17 protein-coding genes are annotated in these 24,357 nt (G+C 72.0%); 7 read left to right on the top strand and 10 right to left on the bottom strand.

The features are described 5' to 3' along the window. Positions 1–42: 42 nt before the first annotated feature. Genes ACFQVD_RS16865 through ACFQVD_RS16840 form a run of 6 tightly spaced genes read right to left on the bottom strand, consistent with a single transcriptional unit; the run spans position 43 to position 7,631 of the window. The gene (locus tag ACFQVD_RS16865; protein ID WP_364149523.1) at positions 43–1,563 is read right to left on the bottom strand and encodes a serine/threonine protein kinase; all 1,521 of its coding nucleotides are present in this window, start codon (positions 1,561–1,563) and stop codon (positions 43–45) included. A 60-nt stretch (positions 1,564–1,623) separates the two neighbouring features. Then, positions 1,624–1,935, bottom strand: a complete 312-nt coding sequence (locus ACFQVD_RS16860) for an AzlD domain-containing protein (RefSeq protein WP_343973915.1) — start codon at positions 1,933–1,935, stop codon at positions 1,624–1,626. Then, complete coding sequence (locus ACFQVD_RS16855; protein ID WP_343973912.1) at positions 1,932–2,612, bottom strand: AzlC family ABC transporter permease; 681 nt, start codon at positions 2,610–2,612, stop codon at positions 1,932–1,934. The genes ACFQVD_RS16860 and ACFQVD_RS16855 overlap by 4 nt, the downstream gene beginning before the upstream one ends. Positions 2,613–2,635: 23 nt before the next feature. Further along, positions 2,636–3,469: an AraC family transcriptional regulator gene (locus ACFQVD_RS16850; RefSeq protein WP_343973909.1), complete on the bottom strand. Its 834-nt coding sequence runs from the start codon at positions 3,467–3,469 to the stop codon at positions 2,636–2,638. Further along, positions 3,466–5,304, bottom strand: coding sequence for a serine/threonine-protein kinase (locus tag ACFQVD_RS16845; protein ID WP_386271486.1), 1,839 nt, complete (start codon positions 5,302–5,304; stop codon positions 3,466–3,468). Before ACFQVD_RS16845 ends, ACFQVD_RS16850 begins: the two co-directional genes overlap by 4 nt. A 50-nt stretch (positions 5,305–5,354) precedes the next feature. Next, the gene (locus ACFQVD_RS16840) at positions 5,355–7,631 is read right to left on the bottom strand and encodes a protein kinase domain-containing protein (protein WP_386271484.1); all 2,277 of its coding nucleotides are present in this window, start codon (positions 7,629–7,631) and stop codon (positions 5,355–5,357) included. Between the two features lie 450 nt (positions 7,632–8,081). Here ACFQVD_RS16840 and ACFQVD_RS16835 point away from each other — a divergent pair, with 450 nt between their 5' ends. From ACFQVD_RS16835 to ACFQVD_RS16815, 5 genes are all read left to right on the top strand, one after another. After that, entirely contained in the window at positions 8,082–9,014 is a 933-nt protein-coding gene (locus tag ACFQVD_RS16835; RefSeq protein ID WP_364149532.1) for a chorismate mutase, read from the top strand. Between the two features lie 97 nt (positions 9,015–9,111). Further along, complete coding sequence (gene dnaE / locus ACFQVD_RS16830) at positions 9,112–12,633, top strand: DNA polymerase III subunit alpha (protein ID WP_343968620.1); 3,522 nt, start codon at positions 9,112–9,114, stop codon at positions 12,631–12,633. Between the two features lie 290 nt (positions 12,634–12,923). Beyond that, entirely contained in the window at positions 12,924–14,270 is a 1,347-nt protein-coding gene (locus ACFQVD_RS16825) for a galactose-binding domain-containing protein (protein WP_343968622.1), read from the top strand. A 75-nt stretch (positions 14,271–14,345) separates the two neighbouring features. Next, entirely contained in the window at positions 14,346–15,491 is a 1,146-nt protein-coding gene (locus ACFQVD_RS16820; RefSeq protein WP_343968624.1) for an MFS transporter, read from the top strand. Between the two features lie 40 nt (positions 15,492–15,531). Further along, positions 15,532–16,497: a hypothetical protein gene (locus ACFQVD_RS16815; protein WP_343968626.1), complete on the top strand. Its 966-nt coding sequence runs from the start codon at positions 15,532–15,534 to the stop codon at positions 16,495–16,497. A gap of 55 nt (positions 16,498–16,552) precedes the next feature. On the opposite strand, the gene ACFQVD_RS16810 is transcribed toward ACFQVD_RS16815, so the two are convergent. Then, complete coding sequence (locus ACFQVD_RS16810; RefSeq protein WP_386271481.1) at positions 16,553–18,856, bottom strand: transglycosylase domain-containing protein; 2,304 nt, start codon at positions 18,854–18,856, stop codon at positions 16,553–16,555. Between the two features lie 70 nt (positions 18,857–18,926). Continuing rightward, complete coding sequence (murA, locus tag ACFQVD_RS16805; protein WP_343968630.1) at positions 18,927–20,243, bottom strand: UDP-N-acetylglucosamine 1-carboxyvinyltransferase; 1,317 nt, start codon at positions 20,241–20,243, stop codon at positions 18,927–18,929. Between the two features lie 98 nt (positions 20,244–20,341). Between murA and ACFQVD_RS16800 the strand changes: the two genes are divergently transcribed. Continuing rightward, entirely contained in the window at positions 20,342–20,887 is a 546-nt protein-coding gene (locus ACFQVD_RS16800; RefSeq protein WP_364149540.1) for a hypothetical protein, read from the top strand. 15 nt (positions 20,888–20,902) lie between these two features. Here ACFQVD_RS16800 and ACFQVD_RS16795 read toward each other — a convergent pair whose 3' ends face one another. Continuing rightward, complete coding sequence (locus ACFQVD_RS16795) at positions 20,903–22,360, bottom strand: amidase (protein WP_343968634.1); 1,458 nt, start codon at positions 22,358–22,360, stop codon at positions 20,903–20,905. 87 nt (positions 22,361–22,447) lie between these two features. After that, positions 22,448–22,948, bottom strand: a complete 501-nt coding sequence (ybaK, locus tag ACFQVD_RS16790) for a Cys-tRNA(Pro) deacylase (protein WP_343968636.1) — start codon at positions 22,946–22,948, stop codon at positions 22,448–22,450. Positions 22,949–23,047: 99 nt separating this feature from the next. Between ybaK and hisD the strand changes: the two genes are divergently transcribed. Beyond that, entirely contained in the window at positions 23,048–24,352 is a 1,305-nt protein-coding gene (hisD, locus tag ACFQVD_RS16785) for a histidinol dehydrogenase (protein ID WP_343968638.1), read from the top strand. Positions 24,353–24,357: the final 5 nt, after the last annotated feature.

Genomic DNA, 24,357 nt, shown 5'->3' with positions numbered 1-24,357 from the left:
CGGCGCGTCCGGCCGTTGCCGGACTCCCCGTTCGGCGGTCTCTCAGGCACCGCCCCGGGCGCTCGCGCCGAGGGCGGCCGCCCCGGCGTCGGGGGCGATCTGGTCGGGGGAGTCGCCCTGCTGCCCCCGCCCCGGCGCGTCGCCCTGGCCCGAGCCCTCCTCGGTCCCCTCGCCCCCGTCATCCTGTCCCTGGTCGCCCTCTCCGCCTTCGTCGGGGGAGGGCTCCTCGGGCTGCTCGGAATCGTCCTGCGACGGCTTGCCCGAAGGTTTACCCGTCGGCTTGTCCGACGGTCTGTCCCGAGGGGCGGGGTCGTCGGCCCCCGACCTCTCGGGGGCCGGGCGGGTGGCGGCGCCGTCTCCGGCACCGTCGTTCCTGGCACCGTCGTTCCTGCCGCCGTCGTCTCTGGCGGGGGCGTTTCGGGCGGGGACCTTCGCCCGCTCGGGCTCGGCGGTCGGCGTGTCCTTCCCGGAGGGCACGCTCACCGGGATCGGCGGCCTCGCGGGGTTCTGGTCGACGGAGTTGGCGGCGACCCACGCCATCCCGGCCGAGGTCAGGGCGACGGCGAGCGCCATCGCGACCATCGCCGCGACCGCCGGGCGCCGTCGCCTCCCCGGGGCGGCCACCGGGCCGGCTTCTGGCCCCGGCCGCCCGGCCCCGGCGGGGGCGGTGGGCGCGCCCGCGAGAGCGGCGGCCGGTACGGGGGCCGCCGGGGGCAGCTCGATCGGCATGGTCGGCTGCGGAGCGGTCCCGTTCACCAGCGAGGCCAGGTGGACCTGCACCTCCTGGGCCGACATGCGTTGCGCGGGATCCTTGCGGAGCAGACCGAAGATCACGGGAGCGAGCGGCCCGGCGAACCGCAGCGGCGGGGGCTCCTGGTGCATGACGGCGCTGAGCGTCGCCAGCGGGTGGGCGCGCTCGAAGGGGGAGCGTCCCTCGACCGCCATGTGCAGCGTCACGCCGAGCGACCACAGGTCGGAGGCGAACTCGGCGGGTCCGCCGCTCGCCCGCTCGGGCGCTATGAACGCCGGGGTACCGATGAGCGAGCCGGTCCTGGTGATCGACGAGTCGCCCTCCAGGACGGCGATGCCGAAGTCGGTGAGCACGGCCCGCCCGTCCTTGGAGAGCAGGACGTTGTCCGGCTTCACGTCCCGGTGCAGGACGCCCGCGTGATGGGCGGCGAGCAGCGCGCCGAGCACCTCCAGCCCGATCCGCGCCACCCGCGCCGGCGGCAGCGGCCCGTCCTCCCTGATCACCGCTCCGAGCGTGCGGGAGTCGACCAGTTGCATGACGATCCAGGGGCGCCCGTGCTCCTCGATCACGTCGTACACCGTGGCGACCCCCGGATGCCCGATCCGCCCGGCGGCCCGGGCCTCCCTGAGCGTCCGCACGGTGAAGGCCTCGCGCTCGGGACCGGTGAGGTCGGGGGAGGGGATGACCTCCTTGACCGCCACATCGCGCCCCAGCACCTCGTCCCGTGCTCGCCAGACCGTCCCCATGCCTCCTCGGCCGATGTGTTCGAGCAGGCGGTAGCGGGCTCCGATGATCCCCTGAGAATCGGTCATGCGCCGACGCCTACCCAGGATTAATCCCGACATTCAGGATTAGCTACGCAGGTCACCTTCTCAGCTCAGCAGGTGGCGCAGTGCGGCGGTGACGACGGCCGCCACCGCGAGGACCACCAGGAAGGGGGCACGCAGCAGCAGCGCCAGCACGGCCGCGCCCATCCCCGCGGTGCGCGGCCAGTCCAGATGCAGCGCCTGCCCGTGCCCGAAGGTCTGCACCGCGATCAGCGCCGCCAGCAGGGCCACCGGGACCAGCGTCGCGAAGCGCTGCACCCCCGGGTGGTCGAGGATCCGGCGCGGTGCCGACAGCCCGGCGAGCTTCAGCGCGTAGCAGGCCGCGCAGGTTGCGACGATCGCCCACCAGAGGGTCACTTGGGCCTCCTCAGGATCACCGCGAGCACGGCCATGGACGCGAGCAGTACGGGCACACCCGGTGGGGTGAACGGGGTCGAGGCCAGCGCGATCGCCGCGCCGCCGCCCGCGATCAGCCGCAGCGCGCGGGTCTCGGGGCCGCTCCCGGTGAGCCGGGGCCACAGGATGGCCAGGAACGTCGCGGGACCGACCGCGTCCAGGCCGAACACCGCGGGGTCGGCCACCCAGGAGGTGCCCAGCGCGCCGAGGAGGGTGGTGGCGTTCCAGGTCAGGTAGAGGCTGACGAAGGTGACCAGGAACGCCGTCCTGGACGACTCCTCGTCCGGCTGGGCCAGGGCGACCGCGGTCGTCTCGTCGATCACGCCCTGGGCCGTCAGCGGCCTGCGCCAGCCCCGGATGTCGAGCACGCCGGCCATGCGCAGGCCGTACAGGCTGTTGCGGGCGCCCAGCAGCATCGCGCCGGCCGTGCCCGCGACCAGGTTGCCGCCGCCCGCGACGACTCCGACAAGGGCGAACTGCGAGGCGCCGGTGAAGGCGAACAGGCTCAGCACGCACGCCTGCGCGACGCTCAGCCCCGCGGTGACCGCCGCGGCGCCGAAGGCGACCCCGGACAGCCCGACGGCGATCCCCACGCCCAGTCCGTCCCTTGTCGCGGAGGAGCGAGTGGTTGTTTCCATGGAAAGGGAGCTTATGTCTGGTTTTAACTTCCGGTCTTGTACGTTCCTGCACGCTGGTACGCGGCGGGGGGAACGCCCACCATCCGTTTGAAGTGCCTGCTCAGGTGGGCCTGGTCGGTGAACCCCACGTCCCCGGCGACCTGCGCGGGAGGCGTGCCCGCCTGGAGCAGCCGCCGGGCACGCATGATCCGCAACGTGTTCAGGTAGGCGTGCGGGGGCAGCCCGGTGGCCGCCTTGAAGGCCCGGATCAGCGCGAACGGCCTGGCGTCGACAGCCCGTGCCAGGTCCTCGATCGTGGGCGGGTCGACGAGCCGCTCGTGCAGGATCTCCCTGGCGCGCCGCACCCCCGGGTCCTGGTCGCTGGAGCGCGCCTCCGCAGGAGGGCGGGCGGCGTGCCGCCGGAGCAGGGCGGCGAAGGCGGTGCGGGCCAGCGTCGAGGAGGCGAGGTCGTCGCCGTGCTCCGCGGCCTGGTGCGCGGTCCGCAGCAGTTCCACGGTGGGCTGGTGGTAGGTGACGGTCTCGGGGAAGCAGGGGGTGCCGCGCCCGGTCAGCACCTCGGCGGCGATCCCGGAGACGAACTCGACGGACGGGTAGAGAACCCGGTAGCTCCACCCCTCGGGGACGCCCGCGTGGCCGTCGTGCGCCTCCTGGGGGTTGAGCGTGCTCAGGCTGCCCGCGCCCGCGCGGTGGCGGGCGCCCCGGTAGCCGAACTCCTCCACCCCGGAAAGGACCAGCGCGATCGCGTAGCTTTCGTGCGCGTGCGGGGTGAAGCGGTGGGTCACGTACCTGGCCTTGAGCAGGTCCACCCCGGGCAGTCCCGGGCTGCGCCAGAAGCGCGCCCTCTCCGGCCCGTTCATGGGCGGAAGGTCCTGGTGAAGCCGTCGAAGAGGGAGCGGTCCCACTCCGACTCCGGGCTCTCCCAGTAGATCGCGTACGGCCGGTCGGCGAGGGTGCGGAAGCCCCGGTCCAGGACGTGCGTGCGGACCCCGCCCCTGAGGTAGGTGAACTCCCAGTCGGCGGCGGGCACCCCCCGGTATCTCAGCGAGGTGATGCCGATCCGCTCGTAGCCCGGCCAGACGTTGTCGGCCCTGCCGGCCCGCTCCACCTTCTGCCAGTGCCTGAGCGGGTCCTTCTCCGGGTCGTCCGTCGACTCGATCCACAGGAAACCGCTCGCCCCGGGGGCGCGGAACTCCACCCGGTCGCGGCCGGAGAACCGCTTGACCTGCCATCCCCTGGGCACCGCGACGGAGAAGCCCATCGGGTCGCGGTGCAGCCGCCAGCCCGCGGGGATCGTCCGGCTCGGACGCGGGGTCACCGTCGGAGTCACCGTCGCCGCCGGGGTGGAGGCCCGGGGTGTCTCGGGCAGGCCGTGACCGGTGTCGGCCGTGGTGTTCTGGGCCCGCACGACCAGCCATCCGCCGACCCCGACCGCCACCACGAGCACGGGGATTCCGGCCAGGAGCGCCAGCCGTCCCGCTCCGCTCCGCCGCACGGGCTCGTCCCCGGTGCCGGTGGGCTGTTCCCGCACCGGCCAGGAGCCCGGATGCGGGTGCTCGTAGCCGTACGCCCCCTGGTCGGGGCGCGTGTGCTCGGCACGGTACGCGGCCGGGGGCTGGGACCGCTGTTCGGGACGGGTGTGCCCGGCCGCGTACGGGGGCTGCTCGGGGCGGGTGTGCGCGGGTGGGTACGGGGGGTTCTGGTGACCCGGCCGCCACCCGCTCCGCGCCGCCTCCGGGTGCGGCTGTCCGAGGTACAGGGGGACGGCGTGTGACGGGTCGGGGTGAGGTCCGGGGGAGCCGTGCGGCTCCCGTCCCGCGACAGGTCCCGCGACAGGTCCCGCGACAGGCCCCGCGGCCGGCCCCGAGGAGCCCGGTGAGGACGCGGGACCGGAGGAGGCGCGGTTGAGCAGGGCCTCGGCCTGGTCGGGCGCCATCCGGGCGGCCGGATCCCTGGCCATCAGGCCGAGGATCGCCATCGCCAGGGGGCCCGAACGGGTCATGGGGCTCGGCTCGCCGTGCAGGACGGCCATCATGGTGGCGGCGGCCGTGGGCCGCTCGAACGGAGGCCGGCCCTCGGCCGCCGCGTACAGCGTGGCCCCGAGCGACCACAGGTCCGACTCGGGGGTGGCGGGCAGCCCGTGCAGCCGCTCGGGAGGCAGGAACGCGGGTGTGCCGACCATCCCGCCGGTGCGGGTGATACCGGTCTCCTGCGTCATGGAGGCGATGCCGAAGTCGGTCAGCACCACCCGGCCGTCGTCGGCCAGCAGCACGTTCTCCGGCTTGACGTCGCGGTGCAGCACCCCCGCGGCGTGTGCGGCCCGCAGCGCGCCCAGCACGTGCAGTCCCACCGAGGCCACCCGCTCGGGCGGGAGGGGGCCGTGGACACGGACGATCTCCCCCAGCGACCGGGACCTGACCAGCTGCATGACGATCCAGGGACGCCCCTCCTCCTCGACCACGTCGTGCACGATGATCACGGATGGGTGGTCGAGGCGCCCGGCGGTCCTGGCCTCGCGGATCGTGCGCCGGTTCAGATCGGCGCGGGCGGCCTCGTCGGCCCCCCGGTGACGGACCTCCTTGACGGCCACGATCCGGTCGAGGAGCTCGTCATGGGCTCGCCAGACGATGCCCATGCCGCCCTCGCCGATGTGTTCGAGCAACCGGTAGCGGCCCGCCACCTTTCTCTCCGACATCTCCCCGTCTCCCTCCCAGCCTCCCGAATCGTAGCCGGTAGGGATCCGCCCTACTTTTTCGAGGAGAAGGTCGCGGCGAACCCCTCGAAGTAGTGCAGGTTCTTCTTCCAGTCCTTGGCCAGGGTGTGCCAGTAGATGGCGTACCCCCGGCCGCCCTTGGTGACGAACCCCCGGTTGAGCACCCGGGCCTTGCCCGAACTCATCTGCCAGGTGAACTCCCAGTCGGCGGCCTTCACCATGTAGTCGACCTTCTCGATCTTGATCCGCTTGTAGCCGGGGAAGTTGCCGCGGCTGTACCCCTCCTGGTTCTCCCAGTCCCGCTTGGGGTCGGGGCCCGCGCGGTCGACGTACTCGACGAAGACGAAGCTGCTCCGATCGGGGCCGCGGAACCACACCTGCTGGCCGGGCCGTTTGTCCACGCTCCACCCCTTGGGCAGGCCGATCGAGAAGCCGTTGGAGTCCTTGTGCATCCGCCAGCCGGAGGGCAGGGCGGACTTCTTCTCGGTCTTGGTGGGGGTCGGGCTGGGCGGGGGAGAGGACGTCGGCTCGGGTGAGCCCTGCGGGGTCGTCCTGGCCCCGTCGCTCGGGGCGTTCGGCGCGCCGGAGGTGCTCGGCTTCCCCGAGCCGGCCCGCGCGGCCTCCTCGTTCTCGCGGCTGCGCATGCCGAGCCAGCCGGCGACCCCGCCGACGACCAACAGCGCGGGCAGGAGCACCAGCAGCCCCCGCTTCAGCTGGGAGCCGCCGCGCTTCTGCGAGGTCAGGGTGGCCGCCTCGTAGTCGTGGTCGGCGTAGGAGGGGGCCACGGGCTCTCGCCGCCGGGCGGGTGCGGGCTCGGCGGCGGGTGCGGGCTCGCTCGCGGGCTCGGCCCTGGGCGAGGGCTCGCGGCCCACCGGCGGGAAGGGGTTGGGCCGCGAGACGGGGACGGGCCTCCGGCGGGCGAACCCCTGCTCGGCCGCGGCGGGAGGGGCGCTCTGGCGGCTCGCCGCGGGTCGCTCCTCGGGCGCGGCGGCGGGCTTCACCTCCGGGGCCGGCACCGGCTCGGCAGCGGTGCCGGAGCTCGCGGCGGACCTCGCCGCTCCGGCCGCTCCGGCCGCCCCGGCCGCGGCTCCGGCGGCCTTGGCGCCGGAGGGTGCCCTGCTGGTGGGCCGGTTCGCCTCGGAGTCGTCCGCGGCCTTCGGAGCGGGGCCTCTCCCGGCGCCGGGGGTGGCCTTGGCGCCGGGCTTCGCCCCCGGCGCCGCCTTCGAACTGCTCGCCTTCGCTCCGGCGCCCGGCTCCTGCCGTACGGCTCCGGCGGGCGGCTCCAGGGTGGCCTTCGGCGGCTCCTCGCCCCGCGCGGGCGCCATCTCGTCCCTGGGCTCGGCGGGTACGGAGTCCAGCTTCGCGCCCGTCTCGGGGAGGGCGCCGGCCTGGAAACGGGCTCCGGGGTCGGTGTCGGCCGCCGGGCTCACGGCGGGCATGACGGTGGGCATGACGGCGGTCCTGGCGGGCCGGTCACGGTTGCCCGCCCCCTCGGCCACCCTGCGCAGCAGCCGCTCCGCCTCCTTGTAGGGCATGCGCAGCGCCGGGTCCTTGCGGAGCAACCCCTCCAGGATCGGGGCCAGCGGCCCGGCGTGGACCGGGGGCTCGGGCTCGTCGTTCAGGACGGCGTGCATGGTGGGCAGCGCACCGCCCCGGTCGTGCGGGGGCTTGCCCTCGACGGCGGCGTACAGGGTCGCGCCGAGCGACCACAGGTCCGACTCACGCTGCGCGGCGCCGCCCTTGATGCGTTCGGGAGGGATGAACGCCGGGGTGCCCGCGATGCCGGTCATGGTCAGCGCGGTCTCGGCTTCGAGCGTCGCGATGCCGAAGTCGGTCAGCACCACCCGGCCGTCGTCGGCCAGCAGCACGTTCTCCGGCTTGACGTCGCGGTGCAGCACTCCCTGGGCGTGGGCGGCGCGCAGCGCCTCCAGCACCTGCAGGCCGATCTCCGCCACCCGCTGCGGCGGCAGCGGCCCGTCCTGCCTCAGCACCTTGCCGAGGGAGCGCGACTCCACCAGCTGCATGACGATCCAGGGACGCCCGTCCTCCTCGACGACGTCGTGGACGACCACCACGTTCGGGTGGGTCAGACGCCCGGCGGCACGTGCCTCGCGCTTGGTGCGCCGGTTGAAGTCCTCCTGGTTGTCCTCGCCGAGCATGTCGGCGTAGCGGACCTCCTTGATCGCGACCTCGCGGTCCAGAAGCTCGTCATGGGCCCGCCACACGATGCCCATGCCACCCCGGCCGATGGCTTCGAGCAGGTGGTAACGGGAGGCGATACGGCGCCCCTCGGGCTGTGCTTCGGCCATCAACCGGCTTACCTCCTTCGGAACCCCCGAATACTCTCATAGCCCAGTAAAGTGATCGACTCACTCGCTGGGGAAAAGTCCATATCCTGAGATGCGCTGTCCAGTACGTGGTGGGTGTCCGGTAGATGACCTAAGATTGGGCCTATGACCTGTTGTTTCGTGTTCACCGGCCCGGCCCCGGAGAGACCGGTCGCGACAGCGTGATCTGGTCCGCTGTCCCGCGGATCTTACCGTGGCGAGGGCCGGTCGGGCGGTGTCTCGCAAGACGGAACAGTGAGCCGCGGCGGGCGGGGGAGCGGTGGGCAGGAGATTCGAGGGACAGGGCCCGGCGACCAGCCGGAGCCGGCACCGGGCGGAGACGCGAAGTCTCTGCCTTTTTCATTTGGAACACCTCTTTCCGAACGGCCGCCGGTTCGCGGGACGCGCGCCGGCCGAGCATGGGGGAGCCTCATGTCGACCACCGCACATCTGGAACGCGCAGCGGTAGGGCTGGGCGCGCTCACGGTGGGGACCGGGCCGGCCGTGGTGATAGGCGGCTCCGGTGCGGACGCCCGCTGGATCAGCCTGCGGGACCGGCACGGTGAGGTCCCCGCCGCCGAGTCCGTGGTGGCGGCCCGCGCCGAGGGGGCGGGGCCGCTCCTGGTGGAGCCGTCCTCGGCGGGAGACCTGCCGGTGATCGCCGAGAGCGCGGACGGCGTGGTGGTCGGCGCGGCCTGGATGCGGGATTCGGAGCTGGTGCGCGCCACGGCCAGGCTCGGCCTGCCGGTGCTCGTCCAGCGGGCCTCCTCCGCGACGCTGGAGGAGTGGCTGGCGGTCGCCGGCCACTGCGCGGCGGAGGGCAACGACCAGATCATGCTCTGCGAGAGCGGCCGCGCCCACCCGGACGGCGCCACCTTCGACCTCGCCCTGATGCGCGCCGCGCGGACGAGGTCGGGCCGCCCCGTCCTGGCCGACCTCGGCGCGGACCCCGCGCTGGCCGCCGCCGCGATCGCCGCCGGTGCCGACGGCCTCCTGCTGGATCCCGGCGTCACCGAGCAGGACGCGCTGGCCGCGCGGGAGGCCACCAGGATCGTCGGTGCCGTCACCCGCAGGGAGGAGCCCGACTCGGTGTCCGCCGCCCGCGACGCCATCGACCGGGTCGACGCCGCCCTCGCCGTCCTGCTGGAACGCCGCGCCGAGCTCGCCGGAACCATCCAGCGCCTCAAGCCCGTCGGAGGCTTCGCCGGTCGTGACGCCGTCCGCGAGCGCCAGGTGGTCGCCGAGATGGCCCGCCGCGCCCCCGTGCTGGGCGAGGCCCGGCTCGCCCCCATCATGAACGCCGTCATCGAGGCGGGCCTGCACCTCGCCGAGGAACGCCGCTCGGCGCCCGCCGAGCGAGACTGAGAGGGAGAGACGACCCGAAGCACACGGGTCACTTCGGGAACTCGGATTTGGATACGCTTTCCCCGCCGACGGTGCGACTAGGGGAGGACGGGGCCGCATGTCAGACTCGTTTGTGCATCTGCACGTTCACACGGAGTACTCCATGTTGGATGGAGCCGCCCGTTTGAAGCAAATGTTCAAGCAGGTCGGCGACCTGGGCATGCCCGCCATCGCGATCACCGACCACGGCAACATGCACGGGGCCTACGACTTCTACAAGCAGGCGACCGGGGCGGGGATCAAGCCGATCATCGGCATCGAGGCCTACGTCGCCCCGGCCTCCCGGCACCAGAAGAAGCCGGTGCTGTGGGGCGAGCCGCACCAGAAGCGCGACGACGTCTCGGCGGGTGGCTACTACACCCACATGACCATCTGGGCGAAGAACGCCAAGGGTCTGAGCAACCTGATGAAGCTCTCCTCGCGCGCCTACACCGAGGGCTTCGTCCGTAAGTGGGCGCGGATGGACGCGGAGATCCTCGCCGAGCACGCCGAGGGGCTGATGGCCACCACCGGCTGCCCGTCGGGTGAGGTGCAGACCCGCCTGCGCCTGGGGCAGTACGACGAGGCGGTCGCGGCGGCGGCCAGGTTCCAGGAGTTGTTCGGCAAGGAGAACTACTACCTGGAGATCATGGATCATGGGCTCGACATCGAGCGCAGGGTCCGGGACGGGCTGACCCGCATCTCGCGCGAGCTGGACATCCCGCCGCTGGTGACCAACGACTCCCACTACACCTACGAGTCGGACGCGACCTCCCACGACGCGCTGCTGTGCATCCAGACCGGCAAGCAGCTGTCCGACCCCGACCGCTTCCGGTTCGACGGCAGCGGCTACTACATCAAGAACGCCGACGAGATGCGCGCGGTCGACTCCTCGGACCTGTGGGCCGAGGGCTGCCGCAACACCCTGCTGGTCGCCGAGAAGGTCGATCCGAGCGGCATGTTCGGTTTCAAGAACCTGATGCCGACCTTCCCCCTGCCCGAGGGGGAGACCGAGGAGAGCTGGTTCCGCAAGGAGATCTGGCGGGGCATGGAGCGGCGCTTCCCCGAGGGCGTCGACGACGAGCACCGCACGCAGATCGAGTTCGAGATGGGCGTCATCCTGCAGATGGGGTTCCCCTCCTACTTCCTCGTGGTCGCCGACTTCATCATGTGGGCCAAGAACAACGGCATCCGGGTCGGTCCCGGCCGTGGCTCGGCCGCCGGCTCGCTGGCCGCGTACGCGCTGGGCATCACCGACCTCGACCCGCTGCCGCACGGGCTGATCTTCGAGCGGTTCCTCAACCCCGACCGCGTCTCCATGCCCGACGTCGACATCGACTTCGACGAGCGCAGGCGCGGCGACGTGATCAGGTACGTGACGGAGAAGTACGGGGCCGACAAGGTCGCCATGATCGCCACCTTCGGCACCATCAAGGCGAAGGCCGCCATCAAGGACGCGGCTCGCGTCCTGGGCCATCCGTACGCGCTGGGCGACAAGGTCTCCAAGGCGTTCCCGCCCGCGGTGATGGGCAAGGACATCCCGCTCTCCGGCATCTTCGACAAGGATCATCCGCGCTACAACGAGGCCGGCGAGCTGCGCAGGCTGTACGAGGAGGACGTCGACGTCAAGTCGGCGATGGACCTCGGCAGGGGCCTGGAGGGCCTGATCCGGCAGACCGGCGTGCACGCCGCCGGGGTCATCATGTCGGCCGAGGTGCTGACCGACTACATCCCGATCATGCGCCGGGACTCCGACGGTGTGATCATCACGCAGTTCGACTACCCGACCTGCGAGACGCTCGGCCTGCTGAAGATGGACTTCCTGGGCCTGCGCAACCTCACGATCATCGACGACTGCCTGAAGATGATCGAGGCCAACACCGGCGAGCAGATCGACCTGCTCAAGCTGCCGCTGGACGATCGCAAGACCTACGAGCTGCTCGGCCGGGGCGACACCCTGGGGGTGTTCCAGCTGGACGGCGGCGGCATGCGGTCGCTGCTGCGGCTGATGAAGCCCGACAACTTCGAGGACATCTCCGCCGTCGGTGCGCTGTACCGGCCCGGCCCGATGGGCGCCAACTCGCACACCAACTACGCGCTGCGCAAGAACGGCCAGCAGGAGATCGTCCCGATCCACCCGGAGTTCGAGGAGTCGCTGCAGGAGATCCTCGGCACCACGTACGGCCTGATCGTCTATCAGGAGCAGGTCATGGCCATCGCGCAGAAGGTCGCCGGGTTCTCGCTTGGCAAGGCCGACCTGCTGCGCCGCGCGATGGGCAAGAAGAAGAAGGCGGAGCTGGACAAGCAGTTCGAGTCGTTCGAGCAGGGCATGAAGGACAACGGCTACTCCGCGGCCGCGATCAAGACGCTCTGGGACATCCTGCTGCCCTTCTCCGACTACGCCTTCAACAAGGCGCACAGCGCCGCCTACGGCCTGGTCTCCTACTGGACCGCCTACCTCAAGGCCAACTACCCGGCCGAGTACATGGCCGGGCTGCTGACCTCGGTCAAGGACGACAAGGACAAGTCGGCCCTCTATCTCAACGAGTGCCGCCGGATGGGCATCAAGGTGCTGCCGCCGGACGTCAACGACTCCGACTTCGACTTCACGCCGCGCGGCACCGACGTCCGGTTCGGCCTGTCGGCCATCCGCAACGTCGGCGGCAACGTGGTCGACGGGATCATCGCCGCGCGCAGGGAGAAGAGCCGCTTCGCCGACTTCAAGGACTTCCTGCGCAAGGTCCCCATGGTCGTCTGTAACAAACGGGTCATCGAGTCGCTGATCAAGGCCGGTGCCTTCGACTCGTTCGGGCACGTGCGCAAGGGCCTGGTGATGGTCCACGAGCAGGCGGTCGACAGCATCATCGGCATCAAGAAGAACGAGGCCCAGGGGCAGGACTCGCTGTTCGGCGCCGTCGAGGGGGCCGAGGACCAGACCTTCGACGTGCAGATCCCGGTGGGCGAGTGGGACAAGAACACGCTGCTGCAGTTCGAGCGGGAGATGCTCGGCCTGTACGTCTCCGACCATCCGCTCTTCGGCGTGGAGCACATCCTCGCCTCCGGCGCCGACTGCTCGATCGCCTCGCTCCAGGACGAGCACCGTCCCGACGGCCAGGTCGTCACCGTCGGCGGCATCCTGAGCGGGGTGCAGCGCAAGGTCACCAAGAAGGGCGACACCTGGGTGCTGACCCAGCTGGAGGACCTGGAGGGTGCCATCGAGGTGATGATCTTCCCCTCGGCCTACCAGCTCTGCGCGACCGTGCTCGCCGAGGACGCCATCGTCTTCGTCAAGGGCCGCCTGGACAAGCGCGAGGACGTCGGAAAGATCATCGCCATGGAGGTGACGGCTCCGGACCTGACCCGTGAGGCCGGTGGTCCCCTGGCGGTCAGCCTCGCCCTGACCCGCTGCACCCCGCCGGTGGTCGGCCGGCTCAAGGAGGTGCTGACCGCCCATCCGGGCACCACCGAGGTGCACCTGCAGGTGCACAACGGCCCCAAGACCACCATCATGCGCCTCGACGACCGGCTGCGGGTCTCGCCGTCCCCGGCCCTGATGGGCGATCTGAAGCAGCTGCTCGGCCCCGCCTGCCTGGGGGCGTGAGAGCGGGCGCCGAGTCGCCTCCGTGGCACGCCGCCTCCGGGCACATCGCGATGTGCCCGGAGGCGGCGTTGTGTTCCTCCGGTACGCCGGGTTTCGGGTTAGGAAACCTTCCTAACTTCCGTTGACAGCCTCCCCGGCGGCTTGTCACTATGCCGGAGAGTGGCTTGGCGCGGCGTCCCGGAGGGGACGTGACGCGCTCAGCGAGGGATCGTGCTGCCCCGGCCACGTTGTGCACGGCGCCGCGACGGGCGTCGTGATCGTCGTCTCTAGCCCCCACAGGAGACAAGCACGTGTCATCAAGCACGCCTCACCCCGCCCCCCACCGCCTCCTTCTCATCCTCTCTGCGGTCACCGTCCTCCTCGCCGGGGTCCTGGTCACCACCGGCCGCGCCGAAGCCGCCGAGACCCTGCTGTCGCAGGGCAGGCCCGCCTCCTCCTCGTCCAAGGAGGGCTCCTCCTACAGCTCGGGCAAGGCGGTCGACGGCGACCTCACCTCGACCCGCTGGGCCTCCCTGGAGGGCAGCGATCCCCAGTGGATCCGCGTCGACCTGGGGGTGATCTCCCCGATCTCCCGGGTCAAGCTGTTCTGGGAGGCCGCCTACGGCAAGGCGTACACGATCCAGGTCTCCGACGACGCCGCGAACTGGACCACCGTCTACTCCACGAGCAGCGGCGACGGCGGCCAGGACGACCTGACCGGCCTGTCGGGCTCCGGGCGCTACGTCCGCATGCACGGCACGGTCAGGGGCACCTCCTACGGCTACTCCCTGTACGAGTTCCAGGTGTTCGGCGGCGGCACCTCCACCCCCGGCCCCACCCCGACGGTGACTCCGGGCGACACCTTCGTCGTCGCGGCCGCCGGTGACATCGCGGCCCAGTGCACCGCGAGCTCCAGCTCCTGCGCCCACCCCAAGACGGCGGCACAGGTCCAGGCGATGAACCCCGAGTTCGTCATCACCATGGGCGACAACCAGTACGACGACGCCCGGCTCTCGGACTTCCAGAACTACTACGACAAGACGTGGGGCAAGTTCAAGAGCAAGACGCGCCCCGCCGTCGGCAACCACGAGACCTACGACCCGGCCGGGACCTACGCGGGATACAAGGGCTACTTCGGCTCCATCGCCACCCCGCAGGGCAAGACCTACTACAGCTACGACCGGGGCAACTGGCACTTCATCGCCCTTGACTCCAACTACTTCGACCAGACGGCCCAGATCAACTGGCTCAAGGCCGACCTGGCCGCGAACACCAAGGGCTGTATCGCCGCCTACTGGCACCACCCGCTGTTCAGCTCCGGCGAGCACGGCAACGACCCGGTCGGCAAGCCGGTCTGGAAGATCCTCTATGCCGCCGGAGCCGACCTGGTGCTCAACGGCCACGACCACCACTACGAACGGTTCGCCCCGCAGAACCCCGACGCCCAGGCCGACCCCAAGGGCATGGTGGAGATCCTCGGCGGCATGGGCGGCGCCTCACCGTACGGGATCACGAACGTCCAGCCCAACAGCCAGAAGCGGCTGGTGGACGTCTACGGCGTGGTCAAGATGACCTTCGCCCCGGCCGCGTTCTCCTGGCAGCTGATCGGCACCGACGGTTCGGTCAAGGACACCGGCCCCACCTACGCCTGCCACTAGATGTACGTCTCGGCAAGCCGGACCGCGGACGGAGCACGTCCGCGGCCCCGGTTCTCCCGGGCCGTCCCCGGGAACGTGTTCGCGCTCGGGGCGGTCAGCCTGGTCACCGACATCTCCTCGGAGATGGTCACGGCCGTGCTGCCGCTCTACCTGACGCTCTTCCTCGGTCTCAGCCCGTTGCAGTTCGGCCTGCTCGACGGGCTCTCCTTCGGCGTGACGGCGCTGGTCCGCCTCGCCGGGGGCAACCTCGCCGACCGGTGGCAGCGGCGCAAACTCATCGCCGGGATCGGGTACGGGCTGTCCGCGCTCTGCAAGCCGGCCCTGCCGGCGGCGGGCGGCTCGGTCGCGGCGCTGAGCGCGGTGATCGCCGTCGACAGGACCGGCAAGGGACTGCGCACGGCCCCGCGTGACGCGCTGATCTCGCTGAGCGTCCCGGCCGGCAAGCTCGGTCAGGCGTTCGGCGTGCACCGGGCCATGGACACCGTCGGCGCGCTGCTCGGCCCGCTGGTGGCGTTCGCCGTCCTGACGGGCACCGGCGGGGCCTACGACGCGGTGTTCGTGGTCAGCTTCTGCGTGGCCGCGCTCGGCGTGCTGCTGCTGGTCATGTACGTCCGTGACCGGCGCACCCCGCTGTCCGCCCCGCGCCCGGCCACCTCGCCGCGCGCCGCGCTGGGACTGCTGCGCGACGCGGCGTTCCGGCGGGTGTGCGTGGTGGCCGCGGTTCTCGGCCTGGTCACCGTCGGGGACGCGTTCGTCTACCTGCTGCTGCAGAGGCGCGGCGGGATCGACGCGGTGTACTTCCCGCTGTTGTCGATCGGCACGGCCGCCGTCTACCTGCTGCTGGCCGTGCCCGTCGGGCGGCTCGCGGACCGGCTGGGCCGGGTGCCGGTCTTCCTGGCCGGGCACGCCGCCCTGATCGTCGCCTACCTCGTGCTGCTCGGACCGGGATGGCTCGTCGCGGTGCTGATCCTGCACGGGACCTTCTACGCCGCGACCGACGGCGTGCTGATGGCCGTGGCCGGGCCGATGCTCCCCGAGCACCTGCGTACGAGCGGCCTGGCCCTGCTCCAGACCGGTCAGGCGACGGCCCGGTTGCTGTCATCCGTCCTGTTCGGCGCCGTCTGGACGGCGTGGGGAAGCACCCAGGGACTGGCCGTCATGGCGGCGGGCCTCGCGGCCTGCGTGCCCGGCGCCTGGTTCGTGATGAGGAGGTACCTGTGATGTCGCTCCCGGTGTCGCCACTTCGGGCGGGGAGGCGGTCGTGACCCCGGTCAGGCGCCTGCCGGCGCTGCTCGTCGCGGTGGCCGTCCTCGGCGGCACGGCGGCCGGCTACGCGGCCTGGGCCGCACGCCGCGACCCCGTCCCGGTCTCGGCCCCGGCGGCGGACGGCGGAGTACTCCGTCCCGGGCGGCTGATGTTCCGTACGGCCGCCGGCCAGGTCGCCGGGGTGCCGCTCGGCGACACCTCGGCCCTGCCCGCCGCCGCGGGTCCGGTCTGTGACCGGTTCTCCACGGCGGGTGGCACCTCGATCTGCCTGGTCGCCAGGCCCGGGGCGCTGGTCAGCACGGACGCGGTGATCCTCGACCGCTCCATGCGGGAGACCCGGCGGATCAGGCTGGCCGGGATCCCGAACCGGGCGCGGATGTCGCAGAGCGGCCGGATGGCGTCGTGGACCGTGTTCGTCACCGGCGACTCCTACAACGAGGGCGGCTTCTCCACCTGGACGGGGATCCTCGACACCCGCACCGGCTATGCCGTGACCAACATGGAGGACATCCCGCTGACCCTGAACGGCCGCCGTCACCACGCGGTCGACGTGAACTACTGGGGGGTGACCTTCGCCGCCGACGACAACCGGTTCTACGCGACCCTCGCCACCGGCGGGAGGACCTATCTCGTCGAGGGCGACTACGCCGACTGGCGGGTGCGGGCGCTCAGGGAGAACGCCGAGTGCCCGTCGCTGTCTCCCGACGGGACCCGGCTGGTGTTCAAGAAGCGGGTCTCCGCCGACCCGCGCCGGATGTGGCGGCTCCACCTGCTGGAGCTGTCGACGATGCGGGAGACACCGCTGGCCGAGACCGCGAGCATCGACGACCAGGTCGCGTGGCTCGACGGGCGTACCGTGATGTACGCCAAGGGGCCGGACGTCTGGTCGGTCCCCGCCGACGGATCCGGTGCCCCGGCCCCGCTGGTGAGGGGGGCGTCGTCCCCGGTCGTGGTCCGGTGACCACGACCGGCCAGGCCCAGGTCGTCCGGCGGCGGCCGGACGACCTGGGCCGGTCCTACCACGCGTCGCCGGGCGGCAGGCCGCCTCCTCTTTCCTCGTCGTGATCCTCCGAGGCCGCGGCCCGGGGGAAACCGTGGTCCCGAGGGAAACCGCGGTTCCGGAAGAAACCGCGGTTCCGGAAGAAACCGCGAGGCCGGCGGGGCCCGTCCGCGTGGGCGTCCTCCCCGTCACGGCGCCCCCCATTACGGCGCTTGGCCTTCTCGGCCTCCTCGGCCTCCTTCAGGCCCGGGGTGAACCCACCGCCGAAACGGCCCATGTCCGGCTGGTGGAAGGAACGCGGCGAGACGTCCCGCAGGGCGGCGGACATGGACGACACCCAGATCGGCCCCGGCAGGGAGGCCCCCTGGACCGCTCCGTAGTACTCGCCGCCGATCTCGACGTCGCGCAGCGGGTAGCGGTAGGAGCCGCGGATGTCGCCCACGCTGACCGCCGCGGCCAGGTCGGGGGTGTAGCCGGCGAACCAGGCCGACGTGTAGCCGTTGTTGGTGCCGGTCTTGCCCGCCGCCGGGCGGCCGATGCTCTGACCGGTCATGGTGCCCTTGGTGAACACCCCGGACAGCAGGTAGTTGACCGCGTCGGCCACGTCGCGCTCGATCGCCTGCGCGCAACTGGGCGGGACGCGGAAGTGCCTGCCGTTCCGCTCGACGATCTCGACGATGGACAGCGGACGGCAGTAGCGGCCCCGCGCCCCGAACGCGGCGAACGCCGCCGCCACGGTCACCGGGTCCATCTCGTTCACCCCCAGGGTGAAGGTCGGCACCTCCCGCAGCGGGGCGCCGTCGGCGCGGGCGATGCCCATCGCCTTGGCGGTCCTGACGACCGGGCACAGGCCCACCCGCTGCTCCAGCATCATGTAGAAGATGTTCACCGACTTCCAGGTGCCGGTGGACAGGCTCTGCGGGCCGCCCTTGCCTTCGCCGCTCGCGTTGAAGATCTCCGCGCCGGGGTCGTTGACCTTGCGGCCCCGGCAGTCCCTGAAACCGCTGTCGGGCACGAAACTGCCGGGCGTCATGAACCCCTGGTCGAACCGCCAGCCCTGGCCGAGCGCGGTCGCCAGGGTGAACACCTTGAACGTCGACCCGGCCTGGAATCCCTGGCCGCCTCCGTGCGCGGTGTCGGCGACCAGGTTGTAGGTGGTGCGGGGGCCGTTGTTCCTGTTGCCGCTGTTGAGACCGTACTTCTTGCTCGCCGCCATGGCCCGGATCCGCCCGGTGCCAGGCTGGATCATGGCCTCGGCGGCGACCTCGGTGTCCTTGGTGCCGACGCGCGCGGCGATGGCGCGTTCCGCGGCCCGCTGGGCCCTCGGCGCCAGGGTGGTGCGGAGCACCAGCCCGCCCCTGGCCAGGCGGCGCTCCCGCTCCGCGCGGCTGTGGCCGAAGACCGGGTTGGTCAGCAGCTCCCTGTGCACGTACAGGCAGAAGTAGGGATAGACGCTCCCGTCGCAGCCGCCGGGCTGCGGCTGCAGCCGGAGGTTCAGCGGCCGTCTCATGGCGGCCTCCGCCTGGGGCCGGGGGACGTACGACAGCTGGGCCATCCGCTCCAGGACGATGTCCCTGCGCTCTCGCAGCCTCTTCCTGCGCGCCGCGTCCAGCGACGGGTCCGTGGCGTACGGGGTGCGGACCGCGCCGGCCAGTGTCGCCGCCTGCGCCAGGGTCAGCCGGGAGGCCGCGACCGAGAAGAACCGCTGGGCGGCGGCCTCCACCCCGAAGGCCCCCGCGCCGAAATAGGCGATGTTGAGGTAGCGCTCCAGGATCTCGGCCTTGGTGTACTTCTTCTCCATCGCCAGCGCGTACCGCAGCTCGGTGATCTTGCGCTGGATACTGGGCGCGCGGGCCTGGGCGCGTTCGGTCTCGGTCTCGGAGTTCTCGACCAGGATGTTCTTCACGAGCTGCTGGGTGAGCGAGGAGCCGCCCTGGCGCACCCCGCCCGCCTTGGTGTTGGTCACCAGGGCGCGCAGGGTGCCCTTGACGTCCAGGCCCGCGTGCTCGTAGAAGCGCGAGTCCTCGATCGCCACGATCGCCTCACGCATGACGGGGGCGACCTGGTCGAGTCGTACGACGGTCCGATTCTCCGTGTAGAACTGGGCGAACCGCCTGCCGTTCCGGTCCAGGAGCACGGTGCGCTGGGCGAGCGGGTTCTCCCGGGGGCTCGGCGGCAGGTCAGTCAGGGTTCTCGTGACGTTGTTGACGGTGATCCCCACCGTGCCGACCAGCGGCAGCGCGGCCAGGGCGGCCAGCAGCCCGCCGAGCACCCCGCAGGCCGCCAGAACGCGCAGGCACGCGCCGGGTCCGCGTCTCACCTCCGGGTGCGATGTCACACAAGGTAACGTGCAACCGGATGATCACCCATAAACACCCGGTTGCCAATCCTTACCCGTCCTGCACCTTTTCTCGACTGATCTTCAGCCCGAGAGAGGCGAACTGCTCGAACGGCCGGTGGTAGCCCCGCTCGATGTGGTGCACCCCGCGCAGCGTGGAGACACCCTCCGCGGCGGCCGCGGCCAGCACGGCGGAGAACCCGGCCCGGATGTCGGGCAGCGTCACGTCGGCGCCGCTCAGCCTGGACACGCCGCGCACGACCGCCGAGTGCTTGGCGTTGGTGTCGTGGTAGCGGCAGGCCGGGCCGCCCAGGCAGACGTCGAACACCTCGATCTCGCAGCCCATCTTCTGCAGGGCGGGCACGTAGACCAGGCGGTTCTCGAACACGGTCTCGTGCAGCACCGACATGCCCTGGGCCTGGGTGAACAGCACCATCAGGGGCGTCTGCCAGTCGGTCATGAACCCCGGGTGCGTGTCGGTCTGCACCGCGGCGGCCCGCAGCCCGTGCGGCGCCGACGCCGACAGGTAGTCGTCGGTGATGTCGACCTCGGCGCCCATCCTGGCCAGGGTGGTGATCGCGGTGACCAGCCGGTCCTGCGGGCAGCCGTGCACCCGTACCTGGCCGCCGGTGATCAGACCGGCCGCCAGGTAGGAGAACGCCTCGATACGGTCCCCGTTGAGCCAGGTGGAGGCGCCGTGCAGGCGCTCCACCCCCTCGATCACGATGCGCCGGTCCGGGCTCAGCTCTATGCGCGCGCCCATGCGCTGCAGGAACAGGGCGAGCTCCACCACCTCGGGCTCCATCGCCGCGCCCTTCAGCACGGTCTTGCCCTCGGCCAGCACCGCGGACATCAGGATCGTCTCGGTGGCGCCGACGCTGGGGTAGGGCAGTTCGAGCCGGGTGCCGCGCAGCCGTTTGGCCTTGGCGTACACGCCGGTGTCGCTCACCTCGACCTCGGCGCCCATCGCGCGCAGCGCCTCGACGTGGAAGTCGACGGGCCGGCGGCCGATCGGGTCGCCGCCGACCAGCGGCACGAACGCCTCGCCCGCCAGGTGCAGCAGCGGGCCCAGCATCAGGATCGGGATCCGGTTGAGGCCGGTGAACGCCGCCGGGACGTGCGGGTTGACCTGCTCTCCGGGAGCGACGGTGATCTCCCCGGAGCTGATCTCCACGTCGATGCCGAGCGCCCTCAGCATCTGCGCGGTGATCCCCACCTCGCCCACGTCCGGGGCGTTCTGGATCGTGCTCTCACCGGTGCCGAGCATCGCGGCGACCATGTGCTTGGAGACGCCGTTCTTGGAGCCGCGGACCTCGACGTCACCGCGGAGCGGCCCGGAGGGTTCGATCAACCATGCCTCTTCGTTCACCCCGTAAGCGTAACGGGATTCGGTCGGGACCTCGGGTGGCGCCGGGCGGGCGGATGGGTAACATCGGGCACATCTGCACAGAGGGTGAGGGGGCCGTGGTGCGCGCTGTGCGTGACTTCGTGATCACCGTGCTGGTGCTCGCCCTGGCCGGAGCCGGCGCCGGGATCCTGTGGTCGCTGGCCGCGCCGCGCCCCCCGTACGTCATGACGGGCAAGGGGCCGCTGCTGGCCGATCCCTCCACGCAGGCGCTGATCGCCGCCGACGGCTGGTTCGCCGTCATCACGGGCGTGCTCGGGCTGGTCTGCGGGGTCATCGGCTACGGCGTGTCGCGCGGGGGCCGCCCGCTGCCGGTGGTGGTGGGCCTGGCCGCGGGCGGCCTGCTCGGCGCGCACCTCACGCTGCTGGTCGGCGAGGCGGCCAACCTCGGCGCGGTGAGCGTCGTCGCCTCGGGGAGCTCCGTGCCGCTGGTCCCGGGGCCGCTGGCGCTGACCGCCAGGGGCGTGCTGTACGCGTGGCCGACGCTGGCCGCCGGCGCCTTCTTCGTCCTGGAGGGCGTCGCGGGCTACCGCGACTCGCCGCTGCGCCATCCGTTCGGCGGCGACCCCTACGGGCCGCTGCCGCCGCACGACATCGACGGCCGGTAGGCGCGGCGGCCGCGGTCAGCGGGGCGGCCTGCGCGCGCCGTGCCCGGTGGCGCGCTCGAAGGCGTGGGCCAGCCGGAGCACCGCCATGTCGGCGAAGGGGCGCCCGACGATCTGCACGCCCACCGGCAGCCCGTCCGAGGTGAACCCGCACGGCACCGACGCCGCCGGTGCGTGCAGCACACTGATCCAGTAGGCCGAGCGCATCCACGCCAGGTAGTCGGGCAGCGCCTGCCCGTTGATCTCCGAGACGTGCGGGGCGTCCACCGGGAACGGCGGTACCTGACTGACCGGGGCGATCAGGAAGTCGTACTCGTCGAAGAAGGCGTCCATCCGCCGGTAGAGCCCGCTGCGCAGCCGTTCGGCGCGGGCCAGGTCGGCCCCGGTCACCTCGCGGCCCCGCTCGACGTTCCAGCGCACGTTCGCCCCCAGGCGCTCCTGCGGCAGGTCGCCGTAGCAGAGCGCGTAGTACCACGCCCGGTAGATCCGGAAGGCGTCCTCGGCGTCCGACAGGTCCAGCTCCACCCGCTCCACCCGCGCGCCCAGCTCCGCGAGCACGGCCGGGGCGTCCGCGGTGACCTTGGCGGTCTCCGCGTCGACGGGCAGCCCGCCCAGGTCCGGGCTCCAGGCCACGCGCAGCCCGGTCAGGTCCGCCTCCAGCGGCCCGGCGAAGACGGTGCCGCTCTCGGCGATCGACAGGGGGGAGGAGGCGTCGAACCCGGCGATCGCGCTCATCAGCAGCGCCAGGTCCCCGGCGGTACGGGCCATCGGCCCCGGCACGCCGAGGGTGAACCAGGCCGCGACGGCCGACGGCGCCGGCACCCGCCCGGGGGTGGGCCGCAGCCCCGCCACGTTGCAGAAGGAGGCGGGGTTGCGCAGCGAGCCGCCCATGTCGGAGCCGTCGGCCAGCGCCACCATGCCGGTGGCCAGCGCGGCGGCGGCCCCGCCACTGCTGCCCCCGGCCGACCTGGTCGGGTCGTAGGGGTTGCGGGTGGCGCCGAAGATCTCGTTCACGGTGTGCGAGCCGGTGCCGAACTCCGGGGTGTTGGTCTTGCCGACCGTGATCGCCCCGGCCTCGCGCATCCGCCGCACGATCGGCGCGTCGGTGTCGGGGACGTGGTCGGCGAAGAGCGGCGAGCCGTACGTGGTGCGGATCCCCGCGGTGTCGGCCAGGTCCTTGTGCGCGACCGGCAGCCCGTGCAGCGGTCCCCGCCAGTGGCCGCGGGCCAGGTCCCGGTCGGCCTCCTCCGCCTCCCGCCTGGCGCGTTCGGCGGTCAGCGTGACGATCGCGTTGACCGCCGGGTTGACCTCCTCGATCCGCCGCAGGTGCGCCTCCAGCAGCTCGACCGCGCTGACCTGCCTGGTGCGCAGCAGTTCGAGCATCTCGGTAGCGGTCAGGTAGTGCATCTGTCCCCCGATCGGTACGGCCTGTCGCAGAAGAGTCTGGCCGAACGTCGCCGCGTGCCGCCTCGGCAACCTTCGACAGGACCGCCCGGGGACCTCCGGCCCACCTTGTGCGGTGGGCCGGGGCCTGGCCGGCTCCCCTCCGGCGGAAAGCCTTCGCTAGCCGCTCTTGCCGATGGGCGCGGTGACGGCTCCGGTGAGGCGTACCAGCTCCGAGGGGGAGGTCTCGATCTGCAGCCCGCGCCGGCCGGCGGAGAAGTAGATCGTCGGAAAGTCCAGCGCGGAGGCGTCGACCACGGTCGGCAGGCGCTTGCGCTGTCCCAGCGGGCTGATGCCGCCGACCACGTAGCCGGTCACCCGCTCCACCTTGGCCGCGTCGGCCATCGCGGCCCGCTTGCTGCTCAGCGCCGCCGCGAACGCCTTGAGATCGAGTTTGCCCGCCACCGGCACCACCGCGACGGCCAGCCCGCCCTCCACCTCGGCCACCAGGGTCTTGAAGATCTGCCCGTACGGCACGCCGAGGGCGTCCGCCGCCTCCTCGCCGTAGGCCTGCGCGTTCGCGTCGTGCTCGTAGGGGTGCAGGGTGAAGTCGGCTCCCGCCTGGGTCAGGGCCACGGTCGCGGGGGTTCCCTGACCGCCCTTGCTCTTGCTCTTGCTCACGGGGAGAGCGTAGCGGCTGGTTAAAATCTACATAGTAAAGGCGCTGTCCGGATAATGGACGCGACGATACCGGGTGGCGGACCTCCGTAGACTGAACAAGTGATTTCGCGTACCGACCTGCGAGGCCCTCTGCCCGAGGACCTTCGCGACGTGCTGCCCCGCGCCGACCTCGACGTCGAAGCCGCCCTGGAGAAGGTGCGGCCCATCTGCGACGACGTGCATCATCGTGGGGCCGCCGCGGTGCGGGAGCTGACCGCCAGGTTCGACGGCGTCGAGCTGGAGTCCACCCGGGTGTCGGCCGAGGCGATCTCCGGGGCGCTGCAGGGGCTCGACCCGAAGGTCAGGGCGGCCCTGGAGGAGTCGATCCGCCGCGCCCGCCTCGTCCACCGTGACCAGCGGCGCACCGACGTCACCACCCAGGTCGTGCCGGGCGGCACCGTCACCGAGCGCTGGGTGCCCGTCGACCGGGTGGGGCTGTACGTCCCCGGCGGCCGGGCGGTCTACCCCTCCAGCGTGGTCATGAACGTCGTCCCGGCCCAGGAGGCGGGGGTGGCCTCCCTGGCGGTCTCCTCGCCCGCGCAGCGCGAGTTCGGCGGCCTGCCGCACCCGGCCATCCTGGCGGCGTGCGCGCTGCTCGGCGTGGACGAGGTCTACGCGGTCGGCGGCGCCCAGGCGGTGGCGATGTTCGCCTACGGCACCGAGGAGTGCCCGCCGGTCACCATGGTCACCGGCCCCGGCAACATCTGGGTCGCCGCGGCCAAGCGCCTGCTCAAGGGTCGTATCGGCATCGACTCCGAGGCGGGTCCGACCGAGATCGCGATCCTCGCCGACTCCACGGCCAACCCGGTGCACGTCGCCGCCGACCTGATCAGCCAGGCCGAGCACGACACGATCGCCGCCGCCGTGCTGGTCACCGACTCGATGGAGCTGGCCGAGGCCGTCGAGCGGGAGCTGCCCCGGCAGGTCGCCGCCACCAAGCACACCGAGCGGATCACCGAGGCGCTCTCCGGGCGCCAGTCCGGCATCCTGCTGGTCGACGACATGGAGGCGGGGCTGCGCGTCGTCGACGCCTACGCCGCCGAGCACCTGGAGATCCACGCCGCGGAGGCGTCCGCGCTGGCCGCCCGGGTCCGCAACGCCGGGGCGATCTTCGTCGGGGCGTACGCGCCGGTCTCGCTGGGCGACTACATGGCCGGTTCCAACCACGTGCTGCCCACCGGCGGCTGCGCCTGCCACTCGTCGGGACTGTCGGTGCAGACGTTCCTGCGCGGGGTGCACGTCGTCGACTACAGCCGTGAGGCGCTGGCCGGTGCCGCCGCCCACGTGTGCGTGCTGGCCGACACCGAGGACCTGCCGGCGCACGGCGCGGCGATCAGGGCGCGGTTCGCCTGGGAGGTGCCCTAGTGAGT

Source organism: Streptosporangium amethystogenes subsp. fukuiense (genome assembly GCF_042665875.1).
GTDB classification, from domain to species: Bacteria; Actinomycetota; Actinomycetes; order Streptosporangiales; family Streptosporangiaceae; genus Streptosporangium; species Streptosporangium fukuiense.
This window is presented reverse-complemented; position numbering and strand designations above follow the sequence as displayed.